Here is a 17,916-nt window from a genome sequence, read left to right as displayed (position 1 = left end):
TCCAGTGTGTAAATATAATTAAATTTTCTTATCAAGTGCTATTTAGTTAAAATATTTAGAATAAGAAAAGTAAAATAATTTTAGGAAGTGATTTCATCATAATTTTCTTTTACAAAAGCAGAGGTTGTGGTGTATAAAAATATAGTGCACCAATGACATTATATTAAAAAAGGTAATTATGGATTTAAAACGACATCAATAATCCCGATGGAAACAGGTATCCTTTATTGCCAGGGTTTGGCAATAAAGATACTGTGTACAGCGGGACTGATTTTATTATGAAAATGAGATGTTGTATTCCTAACTAAATTATCGAATGGCTTTTATACGCGATACCATAAGTGCTATTAGGATTCCGAAAATACCAATGAAGGCAAACGAAAACCGAAGACCAAATAACTCTGCAATGTACCCAATTACGGGCGGTCCCATCAAGAATCCTAGGAAACTCACACTTGAAACTATAGTCAAAGCCTCTCCAGGAGGAACGGTGGTGTTTTTACCTGCGAGACTATATAAGGTAGGGACAATTGTTGAAACACCAAGACCTACTAGCATAAAACCGAGCATTGAAGGCACTAAATACGGAAAAATAACGGCGGTAAAAAGCCCTGTAGAAATCATGATACCGCTGGTTTGAATGACTTTTTTTCTTCCAAAACGCTGAATCAATTCATCTCCTAAAAAACGACCGCTGGCCATCATAACCATAAAGGAAGTATATCCTAAAATGATTAAAGAACCTGGTGCTTTTACGACATCCTTAAAGTAGAGTCCGCTCCAGTCAAACATGATTCCTTCACTGGCCATGCAACCAAAACCAATCACCCCAAGCCAAATTAAGGCGCTATCAGGTTTTGTAAATAATTTATTGCTTTCGACTGTTTTAGGTCTTTCTTTTGCTTTGATTAAAAATTTATAATTGAAAGCAATTAGCGTCATTACAACAAGTCCCACAATTAGAAAATGGTGGTATGGCGAAAAATTGAACGCGAGCATTCCTAAACCGATTAATGCTCCGGTGAATCCCGCAAAACTCCACATACCGTGAAAGGAAGCCATGATTGTTTTTTTGTATAATTTTTCGGTGTAAACGCCTTGTGTGTTGATGGCGATGTTATTCATGTTTCCAAATAATCCAAATAGAAATAACCCAAAACCCAGTTGCCATGCGTTTGTAGCGAGTCCAATATTAGTAAGGCTAAAAGCATACATTAAAAGTGAAAATACTCCTATGCGGTGGCTCCCAAAACGAGTTACTAATTTTCCTGAAAAAGGCATCATCATTAACTGACCAACGGGAAGCGCAAAAAGAATGGTTCCTAAGTCAGCATCACTTAAATGCAATGCCATTTTAATGTCGGGAATTCTACTGGCCCAAGTGGCAAAACACAAACCCATCCCAAAATAAAATGCCGAAACTGCCCAGCGAATTCTCCTTAAGTAAGAGGTTTTAGCTTTCTTGTATGATTTTTTAAGCTTTCCTTCGGTTTTGAAGCGGTATATAAAATTTAAATCTATCAAATCGTTTTTCTTTTTTTATAATTCAATTGGCAAAAATACAAAAAAGGATTGCGTTATGTTTTGGTAATAGCAGTGTTACAATTAATTACATCGTTATTGTTTATAAATTTATTGAGGTAAGTAGATAATTTCATATCTTAGAGATCAATAAAACAAGGGAAACATGGATTTATTTACAGGGCAAAACCTTTTAGAATTCGCTGAACGGTTTAAAACAGATGAACACTGCAAAGAATATTTAGCAAATTATAAATGGGAACGAGGATTTATTTGTTTAAAATGTAAGCATACAAAGAGTCAAATCCGCAAAGATTTTTCCAGAACTTGTAATATCTGCAGCCATACAGAAACCGCGGCTGCAAACACTTTATTTCATAAGGTTAAGTTTGGTTTACGCAAAGCCTTTTTTATATGTTTTGAGATGTCAACCACCACTAAAAGTTTATCTGCCAGTTACATGGGAGTTCGCTATGGAGTTACAGAAAAAACAGCACGTTTATTTATGCACAAAATTAGAGAAGCGATGAAATCTAGTGAGAATCATCCAATGGACGGAACTGTTCATGTTGATGAATTCGTTATTGGAGGAAAGGAAAAAGGTAAAGTAGGCAGGAGTTATGATAGCAAGAAAAAAAAGGTTGTAACAGCAGTGGAACTAACAGATGAAGGAAAAATTAAAAGAATGTATGCCTTGAAAATTGATAATTATTCAGCCAAAGAATTAGAGACAATATTTGAAAAGCACATTAATAAAAATGCAAAAATAACCACAGATAAATGGAAAGGTTATCGTCCTTTATTTGGAGATTATAATATCACACAAATAGAAAGCAACAAAGGGATGAATTTTATGGCATTGCACACAATGATTCATCAAGTAAAATCATGGATTAGAACAACATATTCATCGGTAAGTGACTTTAATATAAACAGGTATCTTGATGAATTTTGTTATCGAATTAACCGTTCTCAAAGCAAAGACACAATATTCAACAATTTGATAGTAAGAATGGTCGAGTCAGAAAAAATATATCAATCTAAAATTATATGTTCGTAACTACTGACCTCAATAAATTTAATTTTAAAAAGTAGGCTTTTGACTTTAGATTCTTAAAATTTGGTATTTGTTTTGTCAAATTGAGCGGAGTCGAGATTATTTTATTAGCATTGGGTTTAAAAAAAGGTTTCGACTCCGCTCAACCTGACAGTGAAATAAACTAATTTTATAGCGTGATAATTTGTTGTTGTGCACTGCTCTTGATTGCTGCTTCAATAATTTGCATGACTGGGGTTCCTTCTTGAGCAGTTACTGGCTCTGGAGCGTCATTCCTAATCGCATTGTAAACCCCATCAAAAAAGTCGTAATAGTTTCCTTGTAGTGTTGGAACTTTTTCACGAATTACTTTTCCATCCACCTCAGTGTGTAAAACTCCTTGATTAGTTTGTGATTCAGTTCCCCAATAATCTAAGTTGGGTTTTTCACCTAATTTTAAATCGTCTTCTTGCACATCGCCTCGCGGTTTTAAGAAAGAGCCTTTTTTTCCGTGAAGAACGTAGGCTGGATTTGCTTCGCGAACAAAAAAACCTGCCTTTAAGCGGACTCTAAATTCTTTATAATACAGCAAAATATCTATGTAATCATCAACTTGTGTATGCTCTCGAGTCAGTCTTATATCCGCAAAAACACTTTTGGGGTAACCAAATAAATAAAGTGCTTGATCGATTAAATGTGGCCCTAAATCTTTCAAGATTCCAGCACCTTCATTTACCGTTTCTTTGTGTTGCTTTAAACTTAAATTAGGATTGTAACGGTCAAAATGGAATTCAGCTTCTACCAATTCTCCAAGTATGCCGTCATTTACTATTTTCTGAACTGTCTTAAAGTCACTATCCCATCTTCTGTTTTGGAAGACAGCGAGTTTTAGTTTTTTTTCTTTGGTTAAAGCCGATAATTCTTCGGCCTCTGCTACGGTTGTAGTAAATGCTTTCTCGACTATAATGTGTTTTCCTGCTTGCAATGCTTTTTTGGCATATTGATAATGTGTTGCTACGGGTGTATTTACGACTATGAGTTCTATAGTATCATTTTCTAGAATTGATTCTATGGTTGGAAAACTTGTTACTTCTGGATGATCATTTTGGATTAATTTTTTACTGCGCTCCCAAGAGCCTACCAGTTCAAATCCTTCGTGAAGTTTGAGGAATGGCGCATGGAATACTTTTCCAGACATTCCGTACGATAGTAAGGCTGTTTTTATTTTTTTCATGTTTTGTATTCGATTGTAATTGACATTAAACATAAAATGGTTTCGAGTCCGCTCAACTTGACAACATCATTTTAACCAACTCTTAATTTAAAAAGCAAAGTACTCTCTACGTTTGTCATATCAAGCGGAGTCGAGATACTCTAGTAATTTCCTAATCAAAAATGGTTTCGACTCCGCTCAACCTGACAACATCATTTGAGCCAACTCTTAATTTAAAAGCAAAGCACTCTACGTTTGTCAAATCGAGCGGAGTCGAGATACCTTATTAATATCCTAATCAAAAATGGTTTCGATTCCGCTCAACTTGACTACATCATTTGAGCCAACTCTTAATTTAAAAAGCAAAGTACTCTACGTTTGTCAAATCGAGCGGAGTCGAGATACTCTATTAATGTCCTACTTAAAAATGGTTTCGAGTCCGCTCAACTTGACTACATCATTTGAGCCAACTCTTAATTTAAAAGCAAAGCACTCTACGTTTGTCAAATCGAGCGGAGTCGAGATACCTTATTAATATCCTAATCAAAAATGGTTTCGATTCCGCTCAACTTGACTACACAATTTTAGCCAACTCTAAATTTAAAAAAGCAAAGCACTTTATGTTTGTCAAATCGAGCGGAATCGAGATACTCTATTAATGTCCTACTTAAAAATGGTTTCGAGTCCGCTCAACCTGACCGTAAAACGCGTTATTTCTTAGCTCTTTCATATTGTTTAGGCCATGTGATTTCGGCATCTAAATCGTGAGCGAAAGTCAATGCTAGATTAGGATCTCTTAATGATTCTCTGGCAAATAACACCAAATCTGCTTTTCCTGAGGATACGATTTCTTCGGCTTGGTGGGCTTCGGTGATTAGACCTACTGCTCCTGTTAGGATTCCAGTTTCTTTTTTAATTTGTTCCGCAAAAGGTACTTGGTAGTTGGGCGCTACAGGAATTTTTTGGTATGAAACCAAAGCTCCTGAAGAAACATCCATTAGATCCACACCTTTTTCTTTTAAGATTCTAGAAAGTTTTACAGACTCTTCGGCATTCCAGCCTCCTTCGACCCAGTCAGTTGCTGATATTCTCACAAACAATGGTAGATTTTCTGGCCATTCTGATTGTACTGCAGCAACAACCTCAAGCGTAAGACGGATTCGGTTTTCAAAATTCCCTCCATATTCATCTGTTCTCACATTTGATAAAGGCGACAAAAACTGGTGCAATAAATACCCGTGTGCGGCGTGCACTTCCATTACTTTATACCCCGCTTCAACTGCTCTTTTGGTGGCAAGTTTAAAGTCGGTTACTACTTTTTCAATCCCTTTTTTGTCTAAAGCAACGGGAGCTGGCTCGTTATCGTGGTACCCAATTGTAGATGGCGCAACGGTTTCCCATCCACCTTGAGTGGCGTCTAACTTTTTATTGCCTTCCCAGGGTGTAGACACACTCGCTTTACGACCTGCGTGTGCTAATTGAATTCCAGGAACCGAATTTTGACTTTCGATAAATGCGTTAATTTCGCTAAATTTTTCTATATGTGCGTCGCTCCATATTCCTAAATCACCGGGAGAGATTCGGCCTTCGGGAGCAACGGCTGTTGCTTCTTGTATAATTAATGCGGCACCTCCTATGGCGCGACTTCCTAAGTGAACCAAGTGCCAGTTAGTTGCAAAACCATCTGTAGCCGAATATTGGCACATTGGCGCAATAGCAATTCGGTTTTTGAAAGTAATGTCTTTTATTTTGATGGGTGTGAATAATTGTGATGCCATAATAATGTGTGTTTTTATAAAGTTTTAATCGTGCAATTTTGTAGTGTTATAAAAAATTGGAATCAAGATTCTCTTTCAAAACAAGAAAATTTAAATTACTGTTTTTAAAACCGCTCAAAAAGTAAAGTTAGTAGACCTAGCCGAAACTTGAAACTGGTTTTCTATTAATTAACAAACATTTAAAGTCTTATGGAACAATTATTGCAAAATAAACAAATAGAAAACCTTACTTTTGTGAGTTATAAAAAGAATTAAAATTTAAAAATGGATCTATTTATCAAGCTTTCTCAATTTTTATTGAGCTTATCATTACTTATTATACTTCACGAATTAGGACATTTTATTCCTGCTAAGTTATTTAAAACCAGAGTCGAAAAATTCTATTTATTTTTTGACGTTAAATATTCCCTTATAAAAAAGAAAATTGGTGAAACGGAATATGGTATCGGGTGGTTGCCTCTGGGTGGTTATGTAAAAATCTCAGGAATGATTGATGAGAGCATGGACAAGGAGCAAATGGCTTTGCCTCCACAACCATGGGAATTTAGATCTAAGCCAGCTTACCAACGTTTAATTATTATGTTAGGTGGTGTAACGGTTAACTTTGTATTGGCGTTCATTATATATATTGGGATGGCATTTGCTTATGGTGATACTTATGTAGCTAGTGCTGATTTTAAAGACGGTATGCTTATTGAAAATCCTGCAATGATTAAAGCGGGTTTCAAAACAGGAGACAAAATTCTTGCTGCTGATGGAAAACCAATCTTGAAATTTGACAATGATATTACCATGAAAATTATCATGGCTAAAAAAGTACTGATTGAAAGAAACGGAATCAAACAAGAAATTAACATGCCAATTGATTTAGTAGATCAGTTGTCTAAATATGAAAAAAGTTCTTTGATTGCTACTCGCACTCCTTTTGTAATAGGTGCTATTGATGATAAATCTCCTAATACAAATTTAAAACCAAAAGATTTAATTACCTCTTTGAATGGGCAAAATACAAGATATTTTGATCAAGCTAAAGTAATTTTAGAAAGTAATAAAGGAAAAACAATTCCTGCAACAGTATTACGTAATCAAAAAATTGAAAATATTACATTACAAGTTTCGAAAGAAGGAACTGTAGGGGTAAATCGTGGTGGCCTTAGCATAGAATCACTAGAGAAACTAGGATATTATAAAGTAAGTACCACTGAATATAGTTTCTTAGAAGCAATACCATTTGGGATCACAAGAGGTAAGGACCAATTAATAGGTTACGGAAAACAATTAAAAATGATTTTTAGCCCAAGTACAGGTGCCTATAAACAAGTAGGTGGTTTCAAGGCTATTTTTGATATTTTTCCTGAAACTTGGAGCTGGGAAACTTTTTGGAGAATTACGGCAATTTTATCAATTATGCTTGGAGTAATGAACTTATTACCTATCCCTGCACTTGATGGAGGACATGTAATGTTTTTATTATATGAAATAATTTCAGGTAAAAAACCATCAGATAAATTCCTAGAGAATGCACAAATGGTTGGTTTTGTTTTACTTATAACATTGTTATTATTTGCTAACGGAAACGACATTTACAAAGCCATTGTAGGCCGATAAAAAAAAATAAAAAAATAGTATTTTTTACTTGCAGATATCAAATTTAGACCTATCTTTGCACCGCTTTACAACTGAAAAACATTTCAAAATAAAGCATCAAAAAAGATTAAAACGTTCTTTATAAAATATACAGTTTCCTTCTTAGCTCAGTTGGTTAGAGCATCTGACTGTTAATCAGAGGGTCCTTGGTTCGAGCCCAAGAGAGGGAGCTTTTTAAAAGCCTGACAGCAATGTCAGGCTTTTTTGTTTTTAATTGATAAATAATAATATATAAAATATGATCCTTTCTTGCCCCAATAGCTGGCGGGGCAAGAGAGGGAGCTTTTTAAAAATCTGACAGCAATGTCAAGCTTTTTTTGCATTAAATTCAAAAAAAATTATTGTTAGTTAAATTTTTTATTGCTGCAATATCTATTTCATAACCATTACTTTAAGTCTAAAAAAGCTATTAAACACTGCTTTTACCGCGCAAATCTTAGCATACTCATCATAGCAGCGCTTGCAAATATCAAATTTAATAGTATCTTTGCACCTCTCAATTACTGATAACAAAATCAGTTAGAGATTTAGATTGAAATCTAATTTCATCTACAATAACACATACAGTTTCCTTCTTAGCTCAGTTGGTTAGAGCATCTGACTGTTAATCAGAGGGTCCTTGGTTCGAGCCCAAGAGAGGGAGCTTTTTAAAAAGACTTTACAGAAATGTAAAGTCTTTTTTGTTTTTATTTACTTCATTTCAAGTTTTAGATTTACTCCGATCTATTTTTATTTGAGGAGCTAATTCCTGCCTTTCATTCCATTCTTATTGATAGCCCTTACTTTTCTACGGCATGCGAGGAGCTTCTTGCAGACGCTATTGTAGACCTAGAAAAACAGCGGGCTATTGCAGTCAGGGCTATCCAAATCATTTAATCCATAAAATCACGAACCGTTTGTACTCAAAATTAGCAGTTTTTTTGTGTTTTAAATTGTTGAAAACTAAAAATATGTGCGGTCAATTGTAGGCGGGTCAATTGTAGGCACAGAACTAATTTTATAAGCTATGGATATTAAAGAAAAATTCGGCCTTAAAGTCAAACAATTGCGCGAAGAAAAAGGTTTCTCCATCGAGCAATTAGCTAATATTTCGAATGTTGACAGAAACTACATTTCTGAAATTGAAAAAGGAAAAAGAAATGTTTCAATTGAAATAATTGAAAAAATAATTACTGCATTAGATACAGATTTAGCTAATTTTTTTAACGACAAAGGATTTAAGAAATGAAGATGAAAGAGAAAATATCAATTGAAGAATTTGATAACAAAAAATTTAAAATTCGTTTTGTAGAAGACGATAATGATAAAAAAGCTGTTTTAACTCATTATTTACATAATTACAGAAATGGCGTAAAAAAACATTTCGAAGAAGAAGCTACTCAATATTTAAAAGAAATAATTGAATATAAAAGCGAAGAAAGTAGTAATGATTATCTAGAAGAATTTGCTTTACAGCAACTACTTTTCGAAGTAGAAAATGTTCCTTTCCCTACACCAGCAAACTATTCCTTTAAATTTATTGACCTATTTGCTGGAATTGGAGGATTTAGAATGGCTATGCAAAACTTAGGTGGAAAATGTATATTCACTTCTGAATGGGATGAAAACGCAAAAAAAACATATAGAGCTAACTACGGTGAGGTTCCTTTTGGAGACATCACAAAGGAATCGACTAAAAATTATATTCCAGAAGGTTTTGATCTATTATGCGGTGGTTTTCCTTGTCAAGCATTTTCTATTGCAGGTAAACGAGGTGGATTTGAAGACACAAGAGGAACTTTATTTTTTGATGTAGCTGAAATTATAAAAAAACACAAACCTAAAGCAATTTTCCTTGAAAATGTAAAAGGATTGCGGAGTCATGATAAAGGAAAAACATTAGAAACTATTTTAAATGTTTTACGAAATGATTTAGGATATTATGTGCCTGAACCACAAGTTGTAAATGCGAAAGACTTTGGAGTTCCACAAAATCGAGAAAGAATTTATATCGTTGGGTTTCGAAAAGACCTTGAAATTACACAATTCACTTATCCAAAACCATTAGAAGTAAATCCAACCTTCGAGGATGTAAAGGAAGAGAATGTACCACCAACAAAATATTATCTTTCAACTCAATATATGCAAACTTTAGTTAATCATAAAGAAAGGCATGCAAATAAGGGAAATGGTTTTGGATATGCCATTATACCTGACGATGGAATAGCAAATGCAATAGTAGTGGGAGGAATGGGACGTGAACGAAATTTAGTTATAGACCATCGGATTGTTGATTACACACCAACCACTCACATAAAAGGAACAGTTAATAGAGAAGGTATTCGCAAGATGACTCCAAGAGAATGGGCTAGATTGCAAGGGTTTCCAGATAATTTTGTTATCCCTGTTGCTGATGCTTCAGCATATAAACAATTTGGTAATTCAGTAGCAGTGCCCGCTATCCAAGCAACAGCAGAACAAATTCTTAAAGCCGTTAAAAATGCTAAATAATATACTAGGTTTTAAAGAGGAAGTAATTGAGTCTTGTAAAAATGTTGATATTAATATTAATGAATTCATTAATATCATCGGTCAGACTCAACAAACTAGAAACTTACTGTTTGACAATCAAGCCTACTGGAAAAAGTATTTACATGCAACACTAATTTCGGCCTATCAAATATTGACAGAATACGACTTACAAAGATGGAATGAGTATTTCAATAATATTTCAGAAATTGAGATAATTTTTAATATTTCTGCAAATAATGAAAGTGACATACTTGAATTATTTGTACTTCATTCCATTAACAAAGTTTTCAATTTTAAACATAACTCACTTTCAATTAAAGCTTTCAGGTCTAATAACAATAGTAATCCTACTCGTCTACTTTGTGATAATAATAAAGCTGACACACTTACTGAACTTGAAAATGAAACTATAATTTCAAACTTAAAAATTGGTATGAAGCTTCGTGGTCTTCCAAAAAAAGAAATTTGGGGAGATAATGACGTAATTGTAACTCTACGTTTAAATGAAAACCTACAACAATTTTGCATAATCAGTTGTAAAACAAGTTTAAGAGAAAGAGTTTACCAATCAATATTTTGGTCAATGCATTCTAGACTTGAAGGAATTGGCAAACATGTTTTTGTTACGCCTGATAAAGGACAAAATGGCAATAGTGAAATTGGAAATAGAAAAGATGACAATTCTGCTAAAAAATCACGTGATGTACTAGAGTCCACAATGGATAGAGTATACGTATTGCGTAATAACGCAGAAGTAGGTAGATCACAAGTTATTAAAGATTTTATGGATTTGGAAAAAGATTTATTGAATTGGGCAAATGATATCGCAGGTATATAACTCGCTAAATTAAAACTATGATTACAGGAAATAAAGGTGAATGGAGTGAGATATATACATTATTTAAACTTCTAGGAGATAAAATACTTCAACCTGGAAATGAAAATATCACTAAAATCACAAACGTCTTTTATCCAATAATTAAAATATTACGTTCTGGAAATAATGGTAGTTATGAATATTCAGTTCATGACAATATCATTTTGATTTCAGGAAATGAGGAAGTCTTAAAAATACCCGTTCAAGAATTTAAAGACAAATCTTTATCTCTTTTAAATTTTATAAAACAGAATAAAAAAACAACTTTTTCGATTCCTGAAATCGAACATTTTATGCTTTCTATAAACTGTATCTCTTTAAAAGCGAATTCTGATACTAAAACTGATATTACAATTGTTGTTCACGATCAAAGAACAAATCAACAGCCTACATTAGGATTTAGTATTAAATCACAGTTAGGAAATCCATCAACACTTCTTAATGCGGGAAAAACAACAAATTTTATTTATAAAATAAACAATTTAAATATTGACCAATTGGGCATTAAGTCAATTAATGAAATTGATACAAAAAGTAAAATAAAAGATCGAATTGAAACTATTATTTCCAAAGGAGGGAGTTTTCAATTCACTGGAACTGAACAAAAAACTTTTTCAAACAATTTAATTTTAATTGACAGCTTACTTCCTGAAATATTAGGAGAAATAGTCTTCGATTTCTACACCAGTAATTCTTCTAAAGTTATAGACTTAGTTTCAAAGGTTGAAATGAAAAATCCTTTGAATTTTGACATTTCAAATAAACATCAATTTTACACCTACAAGACAAAACGACTCCTTACAGATATTGCTTTAGGAATGATGCCTTCAAAAGTATGGTCAGGGGAATATGATGCTACAGGAGGATATTTAGTTGTCAAAAATGATGGTGAAATACTATGTTATCATATTTATAATAAAAATGAATTTGAAAACTACTTATTAAACAATACAAAATTAGAAACAGCTAGTTCTACTAGACATGGGTTTGGAAGTGTGTATGAGGAAAATGGCTGTTTATATTTTAACCTAAATTTACAAATTAGATTTATTAAATAAATACTCCCTCATTACTTACCTAGCTTGACCAAAATAATTACGATAAAGCGATGAAGAATTATCTTCAAATTTCAAAATAAATAATAGAATTGTAACAGTAGATTCACCAGTTTAAATTCAATATTCTAAACTCAAAAAGTTAATCTCTTCTAACTTTAACTGCAAATTGCACAAATTTCCGCAAATTAATCTATGGGAATTTATGCAATTCATATTTTGAATCTTAAATAATGTATTCAAGTGAAAAATTAACTTCAGAAGAAGGTTGGCAGCATACTTCTATTGCTTTAAAACCAAATTCATTTGATTCATCATATAAGGACATCATAATAAATGAAGAAAATAGCACTCCTATGAGAGTGGTTGGAGAATTTATCTGCATCATAGAAGAATGAAGAGACATTTGAAAAAAAGACAATCAAAACATATAGTATTGATTGTCTTTTTCTTTATGAATGACAATTTATTTAAAAACAACTCTACATCCTATTCCCATCAAGCACCACCCATTTTTTATCGCTGTTCAACTTAAAGGTACCAATATGTTCTCTATTCCATTCTAGCGGACTAATTAACGAAAGAAAGTTAACGCCTGAAGCATCACGGTACAAATGATAGATTTCGCCTATTACGGGCTCAAATGAGAACTTAGCGCTATACACTAATTCGTTCCATTCGTATTCTTCCATTAACTTTTGGTATTGTAGTTTGAGTTCGTTGAATTTATTTCCCAGCTCCTTATTTACATTTTCGATTCCTCTACTCTTCCAGGATACTACGTCGTCAATGCGTATTGCTGGCGCGCCTACATTTGTAGCATAGGGTAAAACATTAGCATGGTACCCTTCATTAGTACTGTAAACAACATTATCTGGCTTTTTATCTTGCATGGGATTCTATCTTAAATAATTGAAATGAATTTTTGTTTAACTAAATTAAAACAAAGTTAAACAAAAAAAATAAATCAAACTAATAATTTGATAAAGCGGCACTAAAAAAACACAGCAAAAGCGATTAAAGCAATCTTATAAAACGACATTAATTGGTATTAATCAGGAATTGTATTTGTGATTGGTATGGTAAAACTAAAAGAACTTCCGTGGTCTGGTTTACTACTCACCGTGATTCTACCACCTAGTTTTTCAACAAAATCTTTACAAAGGACCAAACCTAATCCGGTTCCTTCTTCATGACTGGTTCCTAGTTTTGACTTTTTATAATCAACTATAAAAAGATTATGTAAGTCGGCAGTAGCGATTCCTATTCCGTTATCATTTACTGTAATTTTTACAAATTTCCCCACTACCTCTGCTTGAATCATAATACCTCCTTTAACGAACGAAAATTTAATGGCATTAGAAATTAAATTCCTAATGATTGTTGCTACCTTGTTTTTATCAGTAACAACATTCAAATCACTGCCAACTTGATTCTCTATTGAAATCTCTTTTTGTAATGCCTGGATTTCTAATAATTTTAATTCCTCATTGATTAATTTATAGAGTGAAAGCTTTTTGTTTTTTAGTGGTTTTTCCTGATCAATTGCCCAGACCAATACATCATTTAGAATTTCGGATGCTTTAGTAGCAGATTCTTTTATAACATTCAAAAAAATAACGTGCTCTTCCTCATCATATTCATCATCATTTTGAAGCATCATATCAGTAAAGGCTTCAATAGAACTCAACGGGTTTTTTAAATCATGTGCAATAATCTTAAAGAGTTTATTTTTAGTATTATTTAGGTCGCACAAATAATCATTTTGTACTTGAACATCATCCTTTAAAGTATTAATTTGGTCCGACTTTGTTTTAAGTAAAGCGTATATTTTATTCTTTTCTTTTTGTTGGTAAAACAAGAATATAATTAAGGAAATTAGTACTAGCGTAATAAATATTAAAAGGTAGGTTATGTTCCTCCTAGTTTGCAATTTTGAGTAAACGCTTTCGTTTTTTAGCTTTAGCTTATTTATTTCAAACTGTGAGTTCTCTAGTTCGTTTAAACTCTGAAATAACTGAATTTTTTTTTGATCTATATTCCTAAAAGAGCGCTCATTGATTACGATATACTCATTTTTTAATTGCAAGGCTTTAGCATGCTTACCCGTTTTTTCATAAATATTTGAGAGCGCGAGCACATTTAGTGCCTGAATCTCCATGTCTCCATGAATTTTAGCATAGTTGATGCTTTTATTAGAAAATGTAATTGCTTCATTATAAAACCCTTGTTTGAATTTGGCTTCAGCTATATTGAGGTAGATTAATGCATGCAGGATTTTTACATCCATTTTTTCAGAAATAGCTAAGGATTTTTCGAAAAATAAAAGGGCTCTATTGTAGTCTTTTAAATGAATGTAGCAATCGCCTAGGTTATTGTAATTAATTGCTAGATTGTATTCATCTTGTTTGTATTTTAAACTAGCAATCGATTTATTGTAGAGTTCGATTCCTTTTTCAATTTCATTATTGTCTGCGGTTACATTTGCTATATTAATGTATGAAGAGGAGATCCCTTTATAATTTTTATATTTTAAAAATATCGCCAGGGCTTTATTCAAATAGCCCAAGGCAACTTTATCATTTTTGTTACCATAGATCGTTCCAATACCGTTGTAACAAAAGGCTACCCCAATATCGTTATTGTCCTTTTTATATGAATTTAATGCTCTTAAAAAGTATTTAAAAGCAATGTCTTCTGAGTAAACATAATAATACGATTCGGCTAGGTAATAATTTAGTTTGCTTAAGTTCTTACTGTCTTTAGAATTCTCATAAAAAATAAGCGCTTTATTAAAGGTTTTTATTGCTTCAAAATATTCATAATTCTTCCAATAATAGATTCCTTTTACTAAAAAAACTTTTGCAATTTGTTCCTGAGATGCTAAGATAGTAGCTTTTTCAATTGCTTTTTTAAAAAACAATTGCGCGAATTTATCTTTAGAAAAAGAATATTGAACCGCTTTAGTCAAATAGGCATCTATCGTTAAGGTATCCTTTATAAATTCTTCATCAATAGTAACTTCGCTGTAGGTTTTAGCTTTTATATACTGACCAATCGCAAAGTGGGGTATCACGAGAAGCAGAATAATCCATAATGTTCTTTTCATTCACTTTTTTTACTACGTAGGAAATAGCATTCCAACAATAAAATAATTATAATGCGAATATAACCTTAAATATTAAATAGTTATCCTAATTAATATATTAAAAAAAACAATATTTAATAGTTTTACAACATAAAACCTTCACTTTAACGATAAAAAAAGTATTTGGACTATAAAATGGAGCATATTAGTGCTGCCACTTATAAAGTAAAAAACAGCTTTAGGTAACGTTTACCAATACTTTTATATAACGTCATGACGCTATAACCAGTGGCAAAGTTCGTGACCGATATTTTTCGGCTACTGCTAAAGTTATTGCGGAACGTGATTTTATAACAGATTTTGTCATTAGTTATAACGGATGTTGGGAGATGGTTTTTTTTTAAATTAATTTTTCTTTAACAACTTTGTACTATAACTAAATTCACAATCACCATTTCCATTATAACCCATTGCTCCCCATTTACCATCATTATAATATTCCATTTTGTAAACCAAAAGAATTGAATTTTTTGAGTAAATAAGAATTTGATTTGTTATTTTAAATTTATCAAATGGTATATTGAACATTATGTTATCATATCCTTCATTTTTGATTATCCTATTTTCTATCGTATCATTTTTATCGACAAGAATTATTCGTAATTCGGCATTATGTTTTTCATAAAAGTCGTCAATTCTGATCAAAGGATTATCAGTAACAAATTTCATATTTTTACAATTTTCATCATCTTCAGTACTCCGTTCTCTACTTGTAATCATTCCATAATAAAACCAACCAAAAATCAGCAAAATAATAGCAAATATTCCGAAGATAAATGTTAAACATCCTTTAATTTTCATTTGTTGCTTGATTAGGTTATTGAATTCTCTTTCGATTTATCAAAATCTCTGCCTATTACTTAATAGCCAATAAGAGTAAATTTATAATCTGTTATTGCATTAGGACGGCGTAAGTTGTGACAAAAACAGCTTGTACTATATTGTAGTAATTTTATGTATTAAATACGACTAATTCCATTTGCTACAGCAAAAAAAAAGCCTCGTTTTAAAGCTATAAAACGAGGCTTTTACATATTATAAAAGATTACTTAGGAGACAACCATCCTTTAGGATCTGTATATGTAGTATTTTGAAGTAATAGAAATTTAATTACTGTTTTACTCGTGTCTCCATTCGTTCTAACACGTCCTATTGTTTGCTTTATGCTCACTTTATCACCTTTACTTACGGATACGGAGCTCAAATTTTGATAAATTGTAAAGTAATCTCCATGTTGTATCATCACCGCTTTGTTCACCGGTGAAAGAACCATAACACTAGCTACCTCACCTCCAAAAACTGCAAGTGCACTTGCGCCATCATTTGTTGTGATTTCGACACCACTATTGTGAATTACAAGCGTATTGTAAATAGGATGTGCTTGATCTCCATAACCTAATGATATAAAACCTTTTTCAACAGGCCAAGGCAAGTGACCACGGTTAGCTCTAAAATTATCAGCAATGAGTTTGGACTCTGGCGTTAATTCAATTCTAGATGATGATACGGGTTCTTTGGCTACTGTAGCAGCAACTTCTTTAGGTGTTGCATTTGATTTCTCGGCAAGTGCTTTTGCTTTTGCTTTCTCTAATGCTGCTTTTCTATTGGCTTCAGCAATGGCTTCTCTAATTAAGCGATCAATTTGCTTGTCTATTGTTTTAGATTCTCTTTGCTTTTTTCGAATATCAGAAACGATTCTGTTTTTATCTTTCTTGATTTCGTTAACCAATTTTTCTTGTTCTACCTTTTCTTTTTCTAATACAACACGCTCTTTTACATTCTCAGCTAGTAGTTTTTGTTTAACTACTTTCTGGCCGTTTAGCTTTTTATTGGTAACCACTAAATCCGTAGATTTTGAATTTATTTCTTCACCTTGCGCCTTTCTAAAATTAGTGTATTGTTTTAAATATTGTGCTCTTTTATAGGCTTGTAAAAAAGTTTCTGACGATAAAATAAACATAGCACGACTTTGCTCTGACCTGCTTTTATAAGATTTCACAATCATCTTTGCATAATCCTGTTTTAAAACAACAAGTTCTTTATTTAGTTTGTTTATTTTCAATTGATTCAAATACATGTCGTTAGCTAACAATTTAGTTTGCTTTTCGGTAGTACTGATTAAGTTTTCTTTAAGTCGGATTTTATTTTTTTGAATCATAAAAACATTCATCGCCGACTTTTCCTTCGACTTAACCGACTTTAATAACGCTTCGTTATCACGAATCTCTTTTTGAATTTGTGCCTTTCTTTGTTCCAACTTTTCTTGTTGGGTAGATTGACTCCACAAAACCGAAGTCATGCATATACAAATTAGGCTAAGGAAAAATTTTGGCATCTTAAAAAAATATTTTGGCAAATTTACTTAATTATAACTCTATTATAACCATTTGGAACGCTATATGGAAAAGAAAGTTCTTCATTAAAGGAAATAGTATTGTAATCCAGACTAATTTCAGCCTTTCCTTCCTTTTGATAACTGTTAATCACCACATTTGTAGGCATTGCATATTCGTTAAAAATCTTATTATCAGCATAAGCAATTTGAATCATTCTAGATTCTTTTGTTTGCGTGATCTCTTGTTTTTTTACTTTGAAATCAGTTGCGTCAATATAAAAAGTTTTCTTCGTATTACCTTTTTCGGCATCATCTAAACGGTATAATTGTTCCACAAGTGATTCAATGTATTTCCCTTTAGACAAATCGTCTAATGCTTCGCCAGTTAGCATGTTTTGTACTTTGCCATAATCAAGATCTGTTCCTAACCATTTACTTAATGAACTAAAATCACCTTCAAAATAAGTGCCTTTAATTTTCTCGTAATAACTAACAGATGTAGGTGTTATAGAAGCTTTGGCCATAGTGATTCCTAAAAAACGAATGCTAACTAAAATTTGCTCGTCTTTTTTAATTCTGATTTCAGCAGTTACATTTTGCGTTTGTTTTTCATCAGCATAGCGCACGCTCGATTTAATGTATAAAGTAGTATAGTCTATTTTATTACTATAATGTTTGTCAATTATTGTTTTTGCTTTTAGGAATGTTGCCGGTTCAGTGGCATCAGTAACAACTGACTTTGCCTTACATGCAACCATTAAAACGAGGACTATTAAAGCGGCTATTTTTTTCATA

General features: G+C 32.4%; 15 protein-coding genes and 2 tRNA genes. 9 read left to right on the top strand and 8 right to left on the bottom strand.

Annotated elements, in window-relative coordinates; all coding sequences use genetic code 11:
- Positions 1-309: 309 nt before the first annotated feature.
- Positions 310-1,524, bottom strand: a complete 1,215-nt coding sequence (locus ACVEGE_RS07435) for an MFS transporter (protein WP_192501816.1) — start codon at positions 1,522-1,524, stop codon at positions 310-312.
- Between the two features lie 163 nt (positions 1,525-1,687).
- Between ACVEGE_RS07435 and ACVEGE_RS07430 the strand changes: the two genes are divergently transcribed.
- Positions 1,688-2,581, top strand: a complete 894-nt coding sequence (locus ACVEGE_RS07430; protein WP_192501064.1) for an IS1595 family transposase — start codon at positions 1,688-1,690, stop codon at positions 2,579-2,581.
- A 166-nt stretch (positions 2,582-2,747) separates the two neighbouring features.
- On the opposite strand, the gene ACVEGE_RS07425 is transcribed toward ACVEGE_RS07430, so the two are convergent.
- Positions 2,748-3,791, bottom strand: a complete 1,044-nt coding sequence (locus tag ACVEGE_RS07425; protein ID WP_192501109.1) for a Gfo/Idh/MocA family oxidoreductase — start codon at positions 3,789-3,791, stop codon at positions 2,748-2,750.
- 689 nt (positions 3,792-4,480) lie between these two features.
- Positions 4,481-5,548, bottom strand: coding sequence for an NADH:flavin oxidoreductase/NADH oxidase (locus tag ACVEGE_RS07420; RefSeq protein WP_192501108.1), 1,068 nt, complete (start codon positions 5,546-5,548; stop codon positions 4,481-4,483).
- Positions 5,549-5,812: 264 nt separating this feature from the next.
- Here ACVEGE_RS07420 and rseP point away from each other — a divergent pair, with 264 nt between their 5' ends.
- The 8 genes from rseP to ACVEGE_RS07380 all read left to right on the top strand — a co-directional run bounded on the left by rseP (position 5,813) and on the right by ACVEGE_RS07380 (position 12,036).
- On the top strand, positions 5,813-7,156 hold the full coding sequence (gene rseP, locus ACVEGE_RS07415; protein WP_192501107.1) for an RIP metalloprotease RseP: 1,344 nt from the start codon (positions 5,813-5,815) through the stop codon (positions 7,154-7,156).
- A gap of 135 nt (positions 7,157-7,291) precedes the next feature.
- Positions 7,292-7,365, top strand: a tRNA-Asn gene (locus tag ACVEGE_RS07410).
- 399 nt (positions 7,366-7,764) lie between these two features.
- Positions 7,765-7,838, top strand: a tRNA-Asn gene (locus ACVEGE_RS07405).
- A 363-nt stretch (positions 7,839-8,201) separates the two neighbouring features.
- The gene (locus tag ACVEGE_RS07400; protein ID WP_192501106.1) at positions 8,202-8,423 is read left to right on the top strand and encodes a helix-turn-helix domain-containing protein; all 222 of its coding nucleotides are present in this window, start codon (positions 8,202-8,204) and stop codon (positions 8,421-8,423) included.
- A gap of 2 nt (positions 8,424-8,425) precedes the next feature.
- Positions 8,426-9,685, top strand: coding sequence for a DNA cytosine methyltransferase (locus ACVEGE_RS07395; RefSeq protein WP_225738130.1), 1,260 nt, complete (start codon positions 8,426-8,428; stop codon positions 9,683-9,685).
- The gene (locus ACVEGE_RS07390; RefSeq protein WP_192501104.1) at positions 9,675-10,544 is read left to right on the top strand and encodes a BsaWI family type II restriction enzyme; all 870 of its coding nucleotides are present in this window, start codon (positions 9,675-9,677) and stop codon (positions 10,542-10,544) included. Before ACVEGE_RS07395 ends, ACVEGE_RS07390 begins: the two co-directional genes overlap by 11 nt.
- A gap of 17 nt (positions 10,545-10,561) precedes the next feature.
- Positions 10,562-11,641, top strand: coding sequence for an HpaII family restriction endonuclease (locus tag ACVEGE_RS07385; RefSeq protein WP_192501103.1), 1,080 nt, complete (start codon positions 10,562-10,564; stop codon positions 11,639-11,641).
- A 230-nt stretch (positions 11,642-11,871) separates the two neighbouring features.
- A complete protein-coding gene (locus tag ACVEGE_RS07380; protein WP_192501102.1) occupies positions 11,872-12,036 on the top strand; it encodes a hypothetical protein in 165 nt (54 codons plus the stop codon).
- 84 nt (positions 12,037-12,120) lie between these two features.
- Here the strand turns inward: ACVEGE_RS07380 and ACVEGE_RS07375 are convergent, their stop codons facing one another.
- From ACVEGE_RS07375 to ACVEGE_RS07355, 5 genes are all read right to left on the bottom strand, one after another.
- Positions 12,121-12,531 (bottom strand): DUF2452 domain-containing protein, encoded by a 411-nt coding sequence (locus ACVEGE_RS07375; RefSeq protein ID WP_192501101.1) that lies wholly within the window; start codon positions 12,529-12,531, stop codon positions 12,121-12,123.
- Between the two features lie 158 nt (positions 12,532-12,689).
- Positions 12,690-14,747, bottom strand: a complete 2,058-nt coding sequence (locus tag ACVEGE_RS07370; RefSeq protein WP_192501100.1) for an ATP-binding protein — start codon at positions 14,745-14,747, stop codon at positions 12,690-12,692.
- 384 nt (positions 14,748-15,131) lie between these two features.
- Positions 15,132-15,506 (bottom strand): hypothetical protein, encoded by a 375-nt coding sequence (locus ACVEGE_RS07365; RefSeq protein WP_458008633.1) that lies wholly within the window; start codon positions 15,504-15,506, stop codon positions 15,132-15,134.
- Positions 15,507-15,831: 325 nt separating this feature from the next.
- The gene (locus ACVEGE_RS07360; RefSeq protein WP_192501099.1) at positions 15,832-17,121 is read right to left on the bottom strand and encodes a murein hydrolase activator EnvC family protein; all 1,290 of its coding nucleotides are present in this window, start codon (positions 17,119-17,121) and stop codon (positions 15,832-15,834) included.
- Positions 17,122-17,144: 23 nt separating this feature from the next.
- Positions 17,145-17,915, bottom strand: coding sequence for a DUF4292 domain-containing protein (locus ACVEGE_RS07355; RefSeq protein WP_173855333.1), 771 nt, complete (start codon positions 17,913-17,915; stop codon positions 17,145-17,147).
- Position 17,916 lies beyond the last annotated feature (1 nt).

The organism is Flavobacterium sp. PL002 (genome assembly GCF_054165825.1).
Note: the sequence above shows the minus strand (reverse complement) of the source record. Positions and strands in the feature narration are given on the sequence as shown.

What these genes read in the sequence shown, in the direction of transcription:
- ACVEGE_RS07430 (WP_192501064.1), top strand. Translation starts at nt 1,688, where the DNA reads ATGGATTTATTTACAGGGCAAAACCTTTTAGAATTCGCTGAACGGTTT.
- ACVEGE_RS07425 (WP_192501109.1), bottom strand. Translation starts at nt 3,791, where the DNA reads ATGAAAAAAATAAAAACAGCCTTACTATCGTACGGAATGTCTGGAAAA.
- ACVEGE_RS07420 (WP_192501108.1), bottom strand. Translation starts at nt 5,548, where the DNA reads ATGGCATCACAATTATTCACACCCATCAAAATAAAAGACATTACTTTC.
- rseP (WP_192501107.1), top strand. Translation starts at nt 5,813, where the DNA reads ATGGATCTATTTATCAAGCTTTCTCAATTTTTATTGAGCTTATCATTA.
- ACVEGE_RS07400 (WP_192501106.1), top strand. Translation starts at nt 8,202, where the DNA reads ATGGATATTAAAGAAAAATTCGGCCTTAAAGTCAAACAATTGCGCGAA.
- ACVEGE_RS07395 (WP_225738130.1), top strand. Translation starts at nt 8,426, where the DNA reads ATGAAAGAGAAAATATCAATTGAAGAATTTGATAACAAAAAATTTAAA.
- ACVEGE_RS07390 (WP_192501104.1), top strand. Translation starts at nt 9,675, where the DNA reads ATGCTAAATAATATACTAGGTTTTAAAGAGGAAGTAATTGAGTCTTGT.
- ACVEGE_RS07385 (WP_192501103.1), top strand. Translation starts at nt 10,562, where the DNA reads ATGATTACAGGAAATAAAGGTGAATGGAGTGAGATATATACATTATTT.
- ACVEGE_RS07380 (WP_192501102.1), top strand. Translation starts at nt 11,872, where the DNA reads ATGTATTCAAGTGAAAAATTAACTTCAGAAGAAGGTTGGCAGCATACT.
- ACVEGE_RS07375 (WP_192501101.1), bottom strand. Translation starts at nt 12,531, where the DNA reads ATGCAAGATAAAAAGCCAGATAATGTTGTTTACAGTACTAATGAAGGG.
- ACVEGE_RS07370 (WP_192501100.1), bottom strand. Translation starts at nt 14,747, where the DNA reads ATGAAAAGAACATTATGGATTATTCTGCTTCTCGTGATACCCCACTTT.
- ACVEGE_RS07365 (WP_458008633.1), bottom strand. Translation starts at nt 15,506, where the DNA reads ATGATTACAAGTAGAGAACGGAGTACTGAAGATGATGAAAATTGTAAA.
- ACVEGE_RS07360 (WP_192501099.1), bottom strand. Translation starts at nt 17,121, where the DNA reads ATGCCAAAATTTTTCCTTAGCCTAATTTGTATATGCATGACTTCGGTT.
- ACVEGE_RS07355 (WP_173855333.1), bottom strand. Translation starts at nt 17,915, where the DNA reads ATGAAAAAAATAGCCGCTTTAATAGTCCTCGTTTTAATGGTTGCATGT.